This window comes from Bacillus sp. FJAT-27231, assembly GCF_001183975.1.
Lineage (GTDB): Bacteria > Bacillota > Bacilli > Bacillales > Domibacillaceae > Pseudobacillus > Pseudobacillus wudalianchiensis.
Genome location: NZ_LFZU01000001.1, coordinates 867,359 through 881,900, shown reverse-complemented (window position 1 = coordinate 881,900; position 14,542 = coordinate 867,359). Strand labels below are relative to the sequence as shown.

At 41.8% G+C, this 14,542-nt stretch carries 12 protein-coding genes; 2 read left to right on the top strand and 10 right to left on the bottom strand.

Going from position 1 to position 14,542, the window contains the following annotated elements; all coding sequences use genetic code 11:
* Nucleotides 1–126 precede the first annotated feature (126 nt).
* From AC623_RS04220 to AC623_RS04195, 6 genes are all read right to left on the bottom strand, one after another.
* Nucleotides 127–681: a DUF1641 domain-containing protein gene (locus AC623_RS04220; RefSeq protein ID WP_049660853.1), complete on the bottom strand. Its 555-nt coding sequence runs from the start codon at nucleotides 679–681 to the stop codon at nucleotides 127–129.
* Entirely contained in the window at nucleotides 674–3,661 is a 2,988-nt protein-coding gene (fdhF, locus tag AC623_RS04215) for a formate dehydrogenase subunit alpha (RefSeq protein WP_442853524.1), read from the bottom strand. The genes AC623_RS04220 and fdhF overlap by 8 nt, the downstream gene beginning before the upstream one ends.
* A 165-nt stretch (nucleotides 3,662–3,826) precedes the next feature.
* Nucleotides 3,827–4,555 (bottom strand): amino acid ABC transporter permease, encoded by a 729-nt coding sequence (locus AC623_RS04210; RefSeq protein ID WP_049660850.1) that lies wholly within the window; start codon nucleotides 4,553–4,555, stop codon nucleotides 3,827–3,829.
* A 27-nt stretch (nucleotides 4,556–4,582) separates the two neighbouring features.
* The gene (locus AC623_RS04205) at nucleotides 4,583–5,281 is read right to left on the bottom strand and encodes an amino acid ABC transporter permease (protein WP_049660849.1); all 699 of its coding nucleotides are present in this window, start codon (nucleotides 5,279–5,281) and stop codon (nucleotides 4,583–4,585) included.
* A gap of 88 nt (nucleotides 5,282–5,369) precedes the next feature.
* Nucleotides 5,370–6,218 (bottom strand): transporter substrate-binding domain-containing protein, encoded by an 849-nt coding sequence (locus AC623_RS04200; RefSeq protein ID WP_049660847.1) that lies wholly within the window; start codon nucleotides 6,216–6,218, stop codon nucleotides 5,370–5,372.
* Nucleotides 6,219–6,235: 17 nt separating this feature from the next.
* Nucleotides 6,236–6,988, bottom strand: coding sequence for an amino acid ABC transporter ATP-binding protein (locus tag AC623_RS04195; protein ID WP_049660845.1), 753 nt, complete (start codon nucleotides 6,986–6,988; stop codon nucleotides 6,236–6,238).
* 194 nt (nucleotides 6,989–7,182) lie between these two features.
* On the opposite strand from AC623_RS04195, the gene AC623_RS04190 reads away from it, so the two are divergent.
* Nucleotides 7,183–8,346 carry an acyl-CoA dehydrogenase family protein gene (locus tag AC623_RS04190; protein WP_049660843.1) on the top strand — a complete coding sequence of 388 codons (1,164 nt, stop codon included), beginning with the start codon at nucleotides 7,183–7,185 and terminating at the stop codon, nucleotides 8,344–8,346.
* A gap of 77 nt (nucleotides 8,347–8,423) precedes the next feature.
* Here the strand turns inward: AC623_RS04190 and AC623_RS04185 are convergent, their stop codons facing one another.
* On the bottom strand, nucleotides 8,424–8,705 hold the full coding sequence (locus tag AC623_RS04185) for a YrhK family protein (protein ID WP_197090940.1): 282 nt from the start codon (nucleotides 8,703–8,705) through the stop codon (nucleotides 8,424–8,426).
* A gap of 198 nt (nucleotides 8,706–8,903) precedes the next feature.
* On the opposite strand from AC623_RS04185, the gene guaC reads away from it, so the two are divergent.
* Nucleotides 8,904–9,887, top strand: coding sequence for a GMP reductase (gene guaC, locus AC623_RS04180; protein ID WP_049660840.1), 984 nt, complete (start codon nucleotides 8,904–8,906; stop codon nucleotides 9,885–9,887).
* Nucleotides 9,888–9,928: 41 nt separating this feature from the next.
* On the opposite strand, the gene AC623_RS04175 is transcribed toward guaC, so the two are convergent.
* The 3 genes from AC623_RS04175 to AC623_RS04165 form a co-directional block, all read right to left on the bottom strand.
* Nucleotides 9,929–11,185 (bottom strand): cytochrome P450, encoded by a 1,257-nt coding sequence (locus tag AC623_RS04175; protein ID WP_049660838.1) that lies wholly within the window; start codon nucleotides 11,183–11,185, stop codon nucleotides 9,929–9,931.
* Between the two features lie 193 nt (nucleotides 11,186–11,378).
* Complete coding sequence (locus tag AC623_RS04170) at nucleotides 11,379–12,185, bottom strand: VOC family protein (protein ID WP_231603587.1); 807 nt, start codon at nucleotides 12,183–12,185, stop codon at nucleotides 11,379–11,381.
* Nucleotides 12,186–12,807: 622 nt separating this feature from the next.
* Nucleotides 12,808–14,532, bottom strand: a complete 1,725-nt coding sequence (locus tag AC623_RS04165) for an FTR1 family iron permease (protein ID WP_049660835.1) — start codon at nucleotides 14,530–14,532, stop codon at nucleotides 12,808–12,810.
* Between the last annotated feature and the right edge of the window lie 10 nt (nucleotides 14,533–14,542).

Sequence of the window (14,542 nt, the reverse complement as noted above, 5' to 3'; positions counted from 1 at the left end):
TACTCACTACAGATAAAGTATAGGTTATCATTTATGTTGAATCAAAGATTGCGATTCGTTAAGCGTTCACTAGATTAAAAAAGCAAACCGGCAGCTTCGACAAGCGAAGCACCGGTTTGCCTTCCTTTAATCCAGCCATCCTTTTTTCTTCATAAACATAAATCCCGCTATAGACAGACCAGCAGTCGCAATCCAGCCTGTTTTGCCTTTTTTTTGCTGCTTTTTCTCTGTTCCCGCAACTCCTTTTAAAAAAGAGAGCAAGAATAGCAGCGTTTCTTTCCAATTTGTCTTTCCAAGAATCTGAGCGAGAGAGCGTTCCCCCTCACTCCATTGCGCTACCTGATCAAGGCCGCTATTCATTCTTTCGATGACAGGTCCAAGTTTTTCAACGTCCAACTGGCCGAGTGTCCCTACTAAAAGCAGGCCATTTTTCAATGTTTTCGCGGCTCCAGGGTTGTCTACTGCTTTGACAAGCACATCGAGCACTCGATCGCCTTGATCGAATAGGCCAACCGCTAAATCCAAGCCGCCGCTTTTATACACTTTGTCCAACACATTCATAAGGGCTTGAAGGGATTCTTTATGTTCGATCAACATCGCTTCGATTTCTTGTAAATCCCGCTGCCGCCGCTCTTCTTCACTTAGTTCCATTCGCCGAACTTGAGTAATTGCCTTAGCCACGCTTTAACGCCCCTTTCTTTACAAGATCACCAGGGAATATATAATCGGGACGTGCCCACTTCTTCTCTACTTGTACACCAATCTGCGGGTTCGGATTGCCTCGTCTGTGATTAATACGCGGAAGTGGATCTTCACCTGTTTGTTGTATGATCTCCATTTTCGCTTTCACTTCTTTATATGCTGGCGTGTCTGTATTCTTATCGGCACGGCTGCTCGTTAAGTAGTTAATGGCTCCTTCTCCTGAGTCATTCATTGGAAGGTATACCTCTTTTCCTTTCACCCGGTCGGTGATATGACAAGGGACCTTCACGCTTCCATATGGTGATGTGAGGCGGACGACTGTTCCATCCTCAAGTCCTCGTTCTTTAGCCAGCTCTGGTGATACTTCCAAAAAGACGCTTGGTGTTTTGGACGTAATCCCTTTTGATTTATACGTTAGGTTTCCTTCATGGAAATGCTCAAGGAGACGGCCATTATTCACTTGAATATCATATTCTTCTTCATATTCCATTGGCTTCGTCCATTGCACAGGGAACAATCTCGCCTTTCCATCCGGGAATGGGAACTCTTCTTCAAAAAGAAGCGGCGTATCTGTTCCATCAGGAGCTACTGGCCATTGCAGTGTATTGTATCCTTCCAACCGTTCATATGTTACTCCCGCATAAAGCGGCATCAAGCTTGCGGCTTCTGCCATAATTTCGCTTGGGTGCTCGTACTCCCAACCGGCGCCGAGGTGATTCGCGATTTCCATAATAATCTGCCAATCTGGCTTTGATTCACCAAGCGGCTCGAAGATTTGGTACAACCGCTGAATGCGGCGTTCTGTATTCGTAAAGGTGCCTTCTTTTTCAAAAGAAGGGGCCGCTGGGAGTACTACATCTGCAAATTGCGCTGTCTTAGAGAGGAAAATATCTTGAACAACGAAGAAATCTAACTTCTCAAACGCTTCATGAACGTGGTTAATATTAGAATCCACCATCGCCATTTCCTCACCTTTTATATACATGACCTTTACGTTTCCGTTATGAATTCCTTCTACCATTTCATGATTGTTCAAGCCTGGCTTTGCCGACAGCTTTACGCCCCAGCCTTTTTCATATTTGGCACGAACGTCATCGTCCTCTACCTTTTCATAGCCTGGGAATCTATCCGGCATGCTGCCGAAGTCACTCGCTCCTTGCACGTTATTATGGCCGCGCAAAGGATAGCTCCCTGCTCCTGGCTTTCCGTAGTTGCCCGTTATAAGCAATAAATTTGAGATGGCTGTACTCGTATCACTTCCGCCAAGATGCTGAGTGACCCCCATTGCCCACAAGATACAGGTAGAAGAAGCTTCATGAACGGCTTTCGCAATTTCAATAATCTGTCTTTTCGGCACACCGGTGATCTTTTCGGCATATTCCATCGTGTACGGTTTGAGACTTTCCACATACTCTTTAAAGCCATTAACACGTTTTCTAATAAACTCTTTGTCTGTCCAGCCCTTATCAATGATATATTTCGTAACAGCTGAAAGCCAAACGAGGTCCGTCCCGGCTTTTGGCTGAATGAATAAATCCGAACGCTCAGCCATTTCGTGCTCACGCAAGTCGGCTACGATTAATTTTTGGCCTTTTAACTTATGAGACCGTTTGACTCTCGTTGCGAGCACTGGATGCGATTCAGACGTGTTTGATCCAACGATGAGAACAAGACCGGCTCTCTCGATATCCTTAATGGACCCTGAGTCCCCGCCGTAGCCAACTGTGCGGAAAAGTCCCATCGTTGCTGGCGTTTGGCAGTAACGTGAGCAGTTATCAATGTTATTTGTGCCAATAACCCCGCGCCCGAGCTTCTGCATTAAATAAGACTCTTCATTTGTACATTTTGATGAGGTGATAAAAGCAAGAGAATCCGGTCCGTATGTTTCTTTCGCTTCAGTAAACTTTTTCTTAATTAAATTAAGCGCTTCCTCCCAATCGGCTTCACGGAACGTATCCCCTTCCCGAATAAGCGGCTTCGTAAGGCGTTCTTTACTGTTCACAAAATCCCAGCCGAATTTGCCTTTTACACATGTGGAAATGCCATTAGCCGGCGCTTCTACTTGTGGTTCTACTTTTAATATTTTACGGCCTTTCGTCCAGACATCAAAACTGCAGCCGACTCCGCAATACGTACAAACGGTTTTTGTTTTCTTTACACGCGCTTCTCTCATGGCAGATTCCATGTCCGAGACAGGCATAATCCAGCTATAGCTTGTTTCTACATTTTTTGTCAGCTCAATCATTGGCCGCAGCGTATCCTTTGAGAGACCTGTTAAATAGCCCGCCTCTCCCACCATTCCTTTTTCCATCATGGCGTTACAAGGACACACAGTGGAACAGTGTCCACATGATACACAGGATGACTCATTGATGCTGACACCGTGATCCCAAATGACACGTGGACGTTTGAGACTCCAGTCAATAGATAATGTTTCTGTTACCTGGACATCTTGGCATGCTTCTACACATCGCCCACATAAGATACACTGATCTGGATCATACCGGTAAAAAGGATGTGAATTATCTTCTTCATACGGCTTTGGTGTAAATGGCTCGCTCTGATGCTCAATTTTCATTTGCTTTACGGTGTTATGTACTTCGCAGCGGCCATTATTATAATCACATACTGTGCAATATAATTCATGGTTATATAAGATACGGTCCATCGCAATGTCTTGTGCCTTTTTTACATCTTCGGAAGCGGTATTAATGACATCCCCGTTATGGATAAAAGTCGAGCACGACCGCACAAATTCTCCATTTACTTGTACGATGCACGTATCACACGTTTCAATCGGCCCCAGTGAAGGATGATAACAAACAGCCGGTATATCAATCGATTGTTCCTTGAGCGCCTGCATAACAGTGATTTCTCCTGGTATGCTCATGTTCTGGCCATTAAGCGTAATATTTACCTGCTTTGACACAGCAAAAACCCCCCTCTTTTTTACTGACATGGCTAAAGAACAGGTCTATTATGAGAAAACAAATGTCCGAACGAATATTCTGTCTTTTGCCTATGCTTTTTTAAAACTACCCCTTTTTGTCAGGCATAAACAAAAGAACAGCAACCGATGGGCTTCTTGAAAAAGCCTGTCAGTTGCTGTCTCATTTAGATGAGTCTATGAAGCGGAAGCTTTTAAATCTGCTCTGCCTTCAAATCTGCTCATTTTTCCCTCTAGTTTGGCAAAGATAATTTCACATGCTAAACAAATAGCCCAATAGATAATAGAAGCCACAAGATACATTTCTAAGAAACGATAGCCGTCGTTCGCAATAATTCTCGAAATGGCTAGAATCTCCATTACTTTCACTGCAAAAGCCAAAGACGTCGCCTTAATTAAATTGATAAATAAATTTCCTAAATTCGGCAAAGCAATGAGAAAAGCCTGCGGCAGAATGATTCTGTATAATCCTTGTGCTGTCGTCATTCCTACTGAATAAGCCGCTTCCATTTGTCCGGCGCTTGTCGCGTTAATCGCTCCCCGGAAAATTTCTGCTTGATAAGCTGCCGTATTGATTGAGTAAGCAATCAACGCATAAATAAGCGGGGAAATATTATCTGCATTTAACTCCCAGCCAAAGCGGGGATTTAAGTAATCAAACAATACTGGAACACCATAGAAAAAAACATACAACTGGACAATTAACGGGGTTCCCCGGATAAAGGAGATGTAGAGGATCGACAGCTGATTCAGCAAAGGGACTTTATAGATCCTGACCAAAGCAATCAGCAAACCGAACAGCAGACCAACTATCATGGCAATAATGGCTATTGTTAATGTCCATGGCACCCCTTTTAAGACTGCGGGCACTTGTTCTAACGCAAATTTTAAGTCGATAATAGCCACAAATCATCACTTTCCTTAGCAAAATTATCACTTGGATAAACCAACGTGTCCTTTTTTAAACACTTTTTCGGCGTAGCTGACCACCGCTTCAATCACCATACAAGCTCCCCAATAAACGAGGGAAATTACAATATACACCTCAAACATGCCCATTCCGTGATTATTCCCCAAAATGATCCGTACCTGCCCCATAATATCGATAACGCCAATCGTAAAAGCGAGGGATGTATCTTTTAACAATTCAATAATGTTGTTGCCTAGATTTGGCAAGGCGATGACAAATGCTTGAGGCAAGATGATTCTTCTTAATGCCTGTGGATAACTCATGCCAACACTGTAGGCTGCCTCTAATTGCGCCTCGCCAACAGCTAGATAAGCAGAGCGAATGACTTCTGATAAATAGGCGGCAGTGTGAAGGGAAAAGGCGATAATTACGAAGATGAGGCGATCCCAGCTATTGATATCAATGTTAAAGACTAATAATAATTGCGGAAGCCCAAAATAAACAAGAAATAACTGAACTAAAAGCGGTGTACACCGGGTAAATGACAAATAAAAAGTAGCCGCTTGATAGAGAATCGGCTGCTTTTGTACCCGAATAATAGCGATTAAAACACCTAAAATTAAAGCAAAAAACAAGGAAGCCCCCATCATAAATAAAGTTAAAGGAAGCTTATCCAATACTTTAGTAAACAAATCGATCCACTCTTGCAAGCTTGTACTCATCCTTCTCTCCACCTAAACAGATCAATTAAAATAAAACCTAAAGTCAAAATTTGCTAGGTTAAGTGCAGATCACCCAACCCAGCCATCATTATTTCTTATAATCGAATCCTTTTTCGTTAATGTACTCAAGATCTTGGAAAATATCGATACCAAACCATTTTTCAGCCAGCTTCGGAAGGGTACCCTCTTCGATCAATTCTGTTGTCACTTTATCCATTTTCTCAGCCAGCTCTTTATGTTCTGAATCAAACACGACATAAATTGGCTCTTTTGAGATGACGCCTGCGACTTTTAAGTCTAAATTAAGATCTTTCTGCACAGCATCGAACGTTGTTTTGTTCAAAAACACAGCATCAGCTTTTCCAGCTGCCACACGCTTTAAGTTATCCGCGTTTGAAGGATGGTCGATACTTTCGATTGTAATTTGGCGATCTGGATGGCTTTTATTGTAACCATTTAAGATGGAACGCAAGCCCCCGCTTGGAGACATCGGAGCCAGTTTTTTGCCAACCATGTCATCTAATGTCTTAATGTCATTTCTATCTTTCTTTGTAATGAGTGTTGTAAGAGAGTAGCCATACTCATTCTGTGGATACAAAAATTTCTGCTCTCTTTCTGGGTTTTTGAAAAACCAGTTAATGGCGAAATCAAATTTTCCTGTGTCAACACCGACTAAATTAGATTCTTCCTCGCCGAATGTGTATTCAAATTTATATTCCGGAAGCTTTTTCTCAACCTCTGCTAAATAGTCCATATCATAGCCGATTGGATTATTTTGATCATCCGTATATAAAAACGGCGGATTCACTTCATCACTTAATGCTACTTTAATAATTTGTTTTCCATCTTTTGTTTTTGCGTCTTCGCTGTTAGAGCAGCCCGCAATCAAGAAAATAGAAACCATTGTTAGAAAAACAGTAAGCCAAATGCGTTTCATTGCTATGTATCCCCCTATTAAATTTCATATTCAGGCTCTCTAACAAGCCTTTTTAAAAATTGTTTTGTCCGCTCATGCTTTGGATGAGCTAATACCTCATCAGGTGTGCCTTGTTCTACAATGACCCCGTCAGCCATAAAGACAACACGATCAGCTACTTCTCTGGCAAAATCAATTTCATGAGTGACAACCACCATCGTCATTCCCTCTCTGGCAATCTTTTTCATAATAGCCAGCACTTCACCGACCATCTCCGGGTCAAGGGCAGATGTTGGTTCATCAAACAAGATAACGGAAGGATTTAGGGCAAGCGCCCGGGCAATGCCAACACGCTGCTGTTGACCTCCAGAAAGCTGGGCAGGATAATCGTTAATTTTCTCGCTCAAGCCTACTTTTTGAAGCAGGTCTACACTAAGAGCACGAGCTTCTGCTGCTTTCATTTTTTGAGCAACAATTAGGCCCTCCATTACATTTTCCAGAACAGTTTTATTTTTGAATAAATTATAGTGCTGAAAAACCATGGCCGTCTTGCGTCTTAGCGCCAAAATGTCTTTTCGTGAAGCATTTTTTCCTTCAATTGAAAACCCTTCAACAGAAATCGTTCCTTCATCGGGTCTTTCCAAATAATTAATACAGCGGAGCAGTGTCGTTTTTCCTGATCCGCTGGGACCAACGATCACGAGTACTTCCCCTTTTTTCACTTGCAGATCAATCCCTTTTAAAACCTCATTCTTTTTAAAACTCTTTGTAATGTTCGTTAATTCAATCAATCTAGCTCCCTCTCTATCGGCCAATAAATATACCCAAACATTAACATAATAATTCCTAGTTGTAAAGTGGGTTTTTTAACTCTATAATAGAAAATATAGAAGCATTTGGTATTTAAGTACTTGACTAATAGAACAACTATGGATTGAATGGAAAGTAACTGAAGCTAACTGATTTTATTAAGGAAGTGTAGAAGGTGTCCAAAGATTTATTTATTAAAACAAGTATGCAAAAAGAATGGCTAGAAAAGCTAGCCAAACATGAAGAAGATTTCAAGAAAGACTCAGAGAAAAATGACAAAGACTCATCTTTTCCAAAAGAGAATATTAAGAAGCTGATTGAGATGGGTTACACGAGGCTGACTTTACCGACCGAATATGGCGGTAGCGGCATTACGGTATCCGACATGGTTCTTTTCCAAGAAACGATCGCTAGCATGGACAGTGTAACAGGATTAGCAATCGGCTGGCATCAGGGGGTCGTCGGTGAGCTGTATGAGAAAAAGCTCTGGAAGGAAGAGAAGCTGCAGTCTTTTGCAAAAGAAGTCCTAAATGGCGCTTTAGTGAACAGAGCTGTCAGTGAAGCTCAAACGGGCAGTCCAACCCGCGGCGGCCGTCCTGGAACCTGCGCTGTGAAAAAAGGAGATAAATGGGTGATTTCTGGACAAAAGAACTTTACGACGATGTCACCTGTCTTAACTCACTTTCTCGTTTCTGCATGGGTGGAAGAAAAACAAGGGATTGGCTTTTTCTTAATTGATAGAAATTCTAAAGGGTTATCCATCGAGGAGACTTGGGACGTAATCGCTATGAGAGGAACAGAAAGTCATGATCTCGTACTTGATCATGTGGAAGTAGCCGAAGAAGATTTTGTAGAATTAAACCACGGGCCAAGAGGTGATAAAGTGAATGGGTGGATTTTACATATTCCATCCTGCTATTTAGGTATTGCCCAATCAGCTCGTGACTATGCCGTAAAGTTTGCTGTGGAACATTCCCCCAATAGCATTAGCGGCTCTATTAGCCAACTGCCAAACGTACAAAGTTTAATTGGCCGTATTGACTTGGAATTAATGAAAGCCCGTCATTTCCTTTACAGTGTAGCCGAAGCTTATGATAATGTTGAACGCCGGCCATACATCACAAATGAATTAGCGGCCGCAAAACATATTGTCACCAATTCAGCTATTAAAATCGTTGATTTGGCTATGAGGCTAGTCGGAGCTAAAAGTTTACAAATGGCTAATCCTCTTCAACGTTATTATCGTGATGTCAGAGCTGGGCTTCATAACCCGCCGATGGACGATATGACGATCTCTAAACTGGCACAAACAGCTATTAAGGAAGCAGAGAAAAAATAAGCAAAGCTTTTTCAGGCAGCTTGCATCTCATCAGACAAGCTGCCTTGCTTTTTTAAATGACCTATAGATCATAATTTTTATGCCTTTTCCCTGGATAATGGTTGATCCTTCTTTAATGTGACCCCATGGATTATCTTGAGAATCGGCCGAATGAGTAATTGTGCACTGCCGATGATAAATAAGATGGTACCTGCTAATTTCGTTGTTTCCCAAAGAAAGAGAATACTGCCTGCTAGGAACCAAATACCGAGCATGATCTCATTCATTATGGAAATAAAATGATAATGCTTATTAAAAAACAGTCCGTATTTTCCAATCTTCAATTCCACAAAGTTTTTTTGCTTCTTTACTTTCGGCATATGTTTCCCCTGCCTTTCCCCCATTTTCTCTTCCCTTCGCTCCTCTCTTTAAACGTTCCATTTCCTTTCATTCCACCGTATTTATATATCTTCAACGTAAAAAGCTTTGACATCTGATCAAAAATAATGTAAATTACCCATTGGACGAACATTTTTTATGTCCAAAAACACTAATATTCGTTTTTAGGAGTGTTAACTATGGAAAATGTATTTGATTACGAAGATATACAATTGATTCCCGCAAAATGTGTAGTAAACAGCCGTTCAGAATGCGATACAACTGTCACTCTAGGAGGACGTACATTTAGACTGCCTGTTGTGCCGGCTAATATGCAGACAATTATAGATGAAAAGATTGCTATTTACTTAGCCGAAAACGGTTACTTTTATATTATGCATCGCTTCAAGCCTGAAGAGCGTACAGATTTTATTAAAGACATGCATGCACGCGGCTTATTCGCCTCCATTAGTGTGGGTGTTAAAGAAGAAGAGTACAGCTTTGTTCAACAATTGGCAGAAGAGCAGCTTTCTCCAGAATATATTACAATTGATATTGCTCACGGCCATTCAAATGCTGTGATAAACATGATCCAGCACATTAAAAAGCACTTGCCTAATAGTTTTGTCATTGCAGGAAATGTTGGCACTCCGGAAGCTGTAAGAGAGCTGGAGAATGCTGGAGCAGATGCAACAAAAGTAGGTATTGGGCCAGGAAAAGTATGTATCACAAAAATTAAAACTGGATTTGGAACAGGTGGTTGGCAATTGGCAGCATTGCGCTGGTGTGCAAAGGCTGCAAGCAAGCCGATTATTGCTGATGGCGGAATTCGCACCCACGGCGATATCGCTAAATCAATTCGATTTGGTGCATCTATGGTGATGATTGGTTCATTGTTTGCCGGCCACGAGGAATCTCCGGGAGAGCTTTTTGAGAAAGACGGCAAGATTTATAAAGAGTACTTTGGTTCAGCGTCAGAATTCCAAAAAGGTGAAAAGAAAAATGTAGAAGGCAAAAAAATGTTCGTAGAATATAAAGGGCCTTTACAAGATACGTTGACTGAGATGGAGCAAGACCTTCAATCTTCTATCTCCTACGCAGGAGGAACGAAATTAGATGCCATCCGTAACGTCGATTATGTAGTCGTGAAAAATTCTATCTTTAATGGTGACAAAGTTTATTAATCATAAAGAGGATCCCTTTTCAAGAAAGGGATCCTTTTTAGTTAGGACTGATGAATATTTTTAATGACAAATCGACTGTTGGGGAGAGCTGGAATTCTCCCCATCTCATACGTTAAATCCTGAGTGGGCACATCATAAGTAATCTCCTTCGACAAAAACTTTAGACTCTCCTTCATAACTAAAACCGTCACCCACTCGCCTGCACAGCGATGTCCCATATAATGGTCTCCCCCACCTTGGGGAATAAAGGAAAATGGGCTCTCTTTCCAATCTTTAAATCGTTCCGGTCTAAACTCTTCAGGATGTTCCCAAAGGTCAGGATGGTGATTTGTGCCATAAATATCAAGCAGCACTAAGGTTCCTTTTTTAAATTCGTAATCTCTCCATGTAAAGTCCTCTCTCACTCTCGCTCCTGTAAAAGGTCCGAACGGATAAAAACGACGAACTTCCTGAACAAACAGCTGGCTGTAGCCACCTTGATCATCTTTTACTTTCTCCCGTTCTTCCGGATAATCATGCAAAGCGAGCGCCCCGAAAGTGACAAAACGACCGATCGCGACAATGGGTCTTAATATATTAATCAATTCAATCGCCGCCATTCGATCATCGAGCAGCTTCCCCTTTAAATCTCGATGCCGGGCAATAATATAAGCAGCTGTATTTTCCAAAGGGTGCAGCTTTTTCGCACGGATCTGCTTAATGATTTTTTCAATCCATTCTTCCGATCGGGACCGCGCCTTCTTTCCTTCACGGTATCTTTCTCCAACAGAAGCGAATGTATCGATCATCGTTCCAAAATCAATTGCTCGTTGTTTTACTTCCACTTCTGTAATCGGTACGCCCGCCCATTGGCAAGCAATCCGGCACATGATTTCCTCTGCTTCATGAAATAAGACTATTTCGTCTCTCTGTTCCCACTCAGGGATCTTCGCCCGCCACTGCTCCCGGGTAATTTTCGCAAGTTCATCTAGACGGCCTGGCGTCATCATGGATAGAAACATCCGCTTACGCTGCTTATGCTCTTCTCCATCTAACGTTTGGATGGCGTTTTCTCCAAACAATGTTTTTTGCACCCTCTTCGGCGCTGCTCCTTTACGGGTAAATAGGTTCTCATCATAAAAAACAGACGCTGCTTCTTCACCAGCTATACAAATAGCCTTCTGTCCGAGAATGCGTGTTTGAAAAATATCTGACTGCAACTCGCTGCGTCTTTCCGGTATAAAGTTATATCCTTCTTTTAATAAGGCAAGTGTATGGTCGAGCCCTTTCTCCTTAGGGATTGAACGGCCAGATGCCACAAAGATCAGCTCCTCGAAAATGATGTATGTATCTTTTGACAAAAAAATCTTGATTCACGACAACAATCCTGCTGAAAAACTGCTTAAGCCTTATGTTACCCTGATAGCCTTCTACTAAAACGGTTCTCCCTTAGAATCAAAAAAGCACTGAGAGTTTAACTCTCAGTACCCTTTGTAAGCATATAAAGCCTTCTTAATGAGCTTTTTTGATCTCATACATCCCGCCAAATAGTTCAAATGAGCTGCTGTTTACCGGACTAGAAAGACTCACTTGAAATGGCCTTTCTCCTCTTTGCCGAAGAACGCTTGCAACGATTCCATCCCCCACCGGGCTGCTAAAAACAAACCGGCCGCCTTTCAGCTCTAGAGCTTGGCATTGTGCCTGAAGCGTTTCATCGAAAAACTTCTCTCCAGCCTCCAGATCAAACCACTCAGACCATTGGCGAACAGTTTTCTCTAAATCACGCACCGCAAATGTGACATGGGAAAAGACAGCTTTCGAAGGATGAGGCTGAATAACCTTGCTCCCGGTTAATTCCTGCCTTCTCTCCTCATCCTTCTCTTTCCATTGAATAATAAAAGGGAGTTCCAGCTCGCCATTCAGCTGCCCTATATAAAGAAGCTGCCACTCAACCAAACTGCCGTCCGGTCGCTTGCGGCTAAAAGATTCAGGACCGTTGACCATTAACCCCTTCTCACGAAAGTGACGCGCCGCTCCTTCTATATCAGTCGTTCTAATCGCGACACGTGAAAACCCTTCAGTAAATTGCTCTTCGGCGACGGTTTCTAGAAAGCTATGTCTAGGATGCTGTGTCTGCTTTACTAACTCTTTGTCATATGTACTTAATAGTTCAATGTAACTTAAATCAAAATAACTGACTGCATTATAGGTTCCCCGATTTTCATGGACACCACCTTCAACCGCAGCAATCCCTTTTTCTTTTAAAAAAGCTATGGCTTTTTCCGGGTCTTCCACAAAATGAACGACATGATCAAACATAAATTCCAATCGAATTCCTCCCTTTCTCATCCATATAGGAGCTTTCTTTTATTATAACGAGCAAACAGACTTATTCCTACAAAAGAGATCTATTCGTTTATCTTGTACTTATACACAAAAAAATCGCTCCATCTAACTTGGGCGATCGGTCGTTTCGTTCTATCTTAAAACATTTTATTTATAAATTTGAGAACCTACCAGAAGCAAACAAGAAGAGCATTGGTCTTCAATGCCTGTGCATGTTGCGACAACATCCTTTTTCTCTGAGACCTGACCAGTGTACGATAATTCTTGATTAACAAACCGCCCGACGCACGGACAATACGATGTCCAACGTTTTATTTTATAGTTCCTCGTCATCCATGATCTCCCACTTTCCCTGTTATCCCTTTAACCCCTAGCAGCATTGTTTTCTGCCCATCCCCTACTTCTACCCTTTATTTGACTCATTTAAACAATGGAATGTTTTTCCATTACTTTAACCTCTTTATACTCTATATTAGACAATAAGAACTAGCTTATGTCTAGTCAAAATCATCTAGCTTTTTTACAAAGAATTGATGGATATACGGGTAAAACAATAAAAACCGCAAAGCCCGATAAAAGGGATTTGCGGTTTTCATTACTGCTTATTCTCTCTGTTTCTAATCCACATAGCAGTTAATAAAATAATGGCTAAGAGCAGGGCTTGGGGAATCATTGTTTCCCAAGTCGGATAAAAGCCGATCCAGCTAATAATTGGCAAGCTGTGAATTTGTGTCGTACTAATGTGGTCAGTCAATTGCAGTGCATGAATACTTACACCGAGTATTTTAAACGCTAAGAAATAAATTAACATAGTCGCAATTTTAAAGAAAGGCCCAACCGAGATTTTTGCACTATATCGGATAAATAAAAATGCAAACACCGTTAAAATAACGAGGGCCAGGATAATACCAGCAATCAATTTACCTGTACTAATCGACGGAGCCATTCCCATATAGAAAATGATCGTTTCTGCTCCTTCTCTAAAAATCGATAAAAAGCTGACAAACGCCATAGAGACGATACTGCCGGTTGAAAGAGCCGTTCCCATTTGTTTTTGAATGTAACGGTTCCATGATTTCATGTTCGATTTCTGATGCAGCCAGACACCTACGCCAATCATCATAACAACAGCTATGATTCCCGTTACACCCTCAATCGCTTCACGGTTCGCTCCTGCCGTTGCAGCTGAAAAGGCCATGTTAATAAAGATCGCTGCCACGATACTCATCAGAATTCCTGCTAGAGCACCGAACCAAATCCATTTTTGATGCTGGGAGGCGTTTGCTTTTCGCAAGAAGGCAATTAAGGCCGCTACGATCAACAGCGCTTCTAAGCCTTCACGAAGCATAATTAGGGCTGCATCCCACATCGTATAACTCTTTTTTGCTTGCAGCAACTCAAGGGATTGCCTATATTCATTTATCTTCTTTTGCTGCTCTTTTACGTCAGTGCCTGAAGAAAGTTTTCCTGCAATAACAGGAATGCCACTCTCTAGTTTCGTATACAAACCGCCATTTCGTGTCCGTACGTCTCCCTCAACAGACGGCCAAACAGTTAAAAATTCTTGCAAGAAAGGAACTGCTTTTTTAGGCTCATTGTTATCAATCGATTCGTTCGCTTTTCCTAACAAATCAATTAATGTTTGCAAAGAGTAATGGTCGTTGCTTGCTTTTATTTCCTTACCGGAAACAAAACCGTTCACAGCGCCAGCTAGCTCGTTATAGATGCCCTGGATTTGATCAAAATCTTTCTCTTCTTGTAATAGTGCAATGCGAAGAAAGCCCATTTGCGTCTCGATTTTCCCATAGTACCCAATGCTTTGTTCCCGCACGATGCTTTCATTCCGGTTCCACGTCGTTAAAAATTTTTGATATTGAGTATAAGCTGATTTCGCGTCTTTGTTTTCAATGGCTGTTTTTAAATCAGCTAAAACGGGTGTAAAGGCCGACTTGACTTGAAGTCGCTGCTCTTCTTCATCAACTGGATTCTGCTCTTTCTCAAAACTAACAAGTGCATGTGACAGATTAGAGAGAGCCGTAAGCATCGGCTCTTTCTCCTGCTTGTCTAATGCTTTATTTACTTCTAAAAGTGTTTTATCTACTTTCTTTGCTTCTTTACTCTTCGCTTGATCCACTTGCTTCCAATCTTCATTTAGTTGAGCAACTAGTGTTTCTACCGCTTTCCAGTCGTCCGCTTTTGTCTTCATCATCGCGTCGCCAACTGAAATGAATAAATTACCATAGTCTTCCTCAGCCTGTACGGGTTGCATAGGAGATAACACATACAACAGTAAGCCAAAGAGAATGATAAGCTTTTTCATCTAATCCTCT

Coding starts and splice junctions, on each gene's coding strand:
- fdhF (WP_442853524.1), bottom strand. CDS start 3,661: ATGTCAGTAAAAAAGAGGGGGGTTTTTGCTGTGTCAAAGCAGGTAAAT.
- AC623_RS04205 (WP_049660849.1), bottom strand. CDS start 5,281: ATGAGTACAAGCTTGCAAGAGTGGATCGATTTGTTTACTAAAGTATTG.
- AC623_RS04200 (WP_049660847.1), bottom strand. CDS start 6,218: ATGAAACGCATTTGGCTTACTGTTTTTCTAACAATGGTTTCTATTTTC.
- AC623_RS04185 (WP_197090940.1), bottom strand. CDS start 8,705: ATGCCGAAAGTAAAGAAGCAAAAAAACTTTGTGGAATTGAAGATTGGA.
- guaC (WP_049660840.1), top strand. CDS start 8,904: ATGGAAAATGTATTTGATTACGAAGATATACAATTGATTCCCGCAAAA.
- AC623_RS04170 (WP_231603587.1), bottom strand. CDS start 12,185: ATGTTTGATCATGTCGTTCATTTTGTGGAAGACCCGGAAAAAGCCATA.
- AC623_RS04165 (WP_049660835.1), bottom strand. CDS start 14,532: ATGAAAAAGCTTATCATTCTCTTTGGCTTACTGTTGTATGTGTTATCT.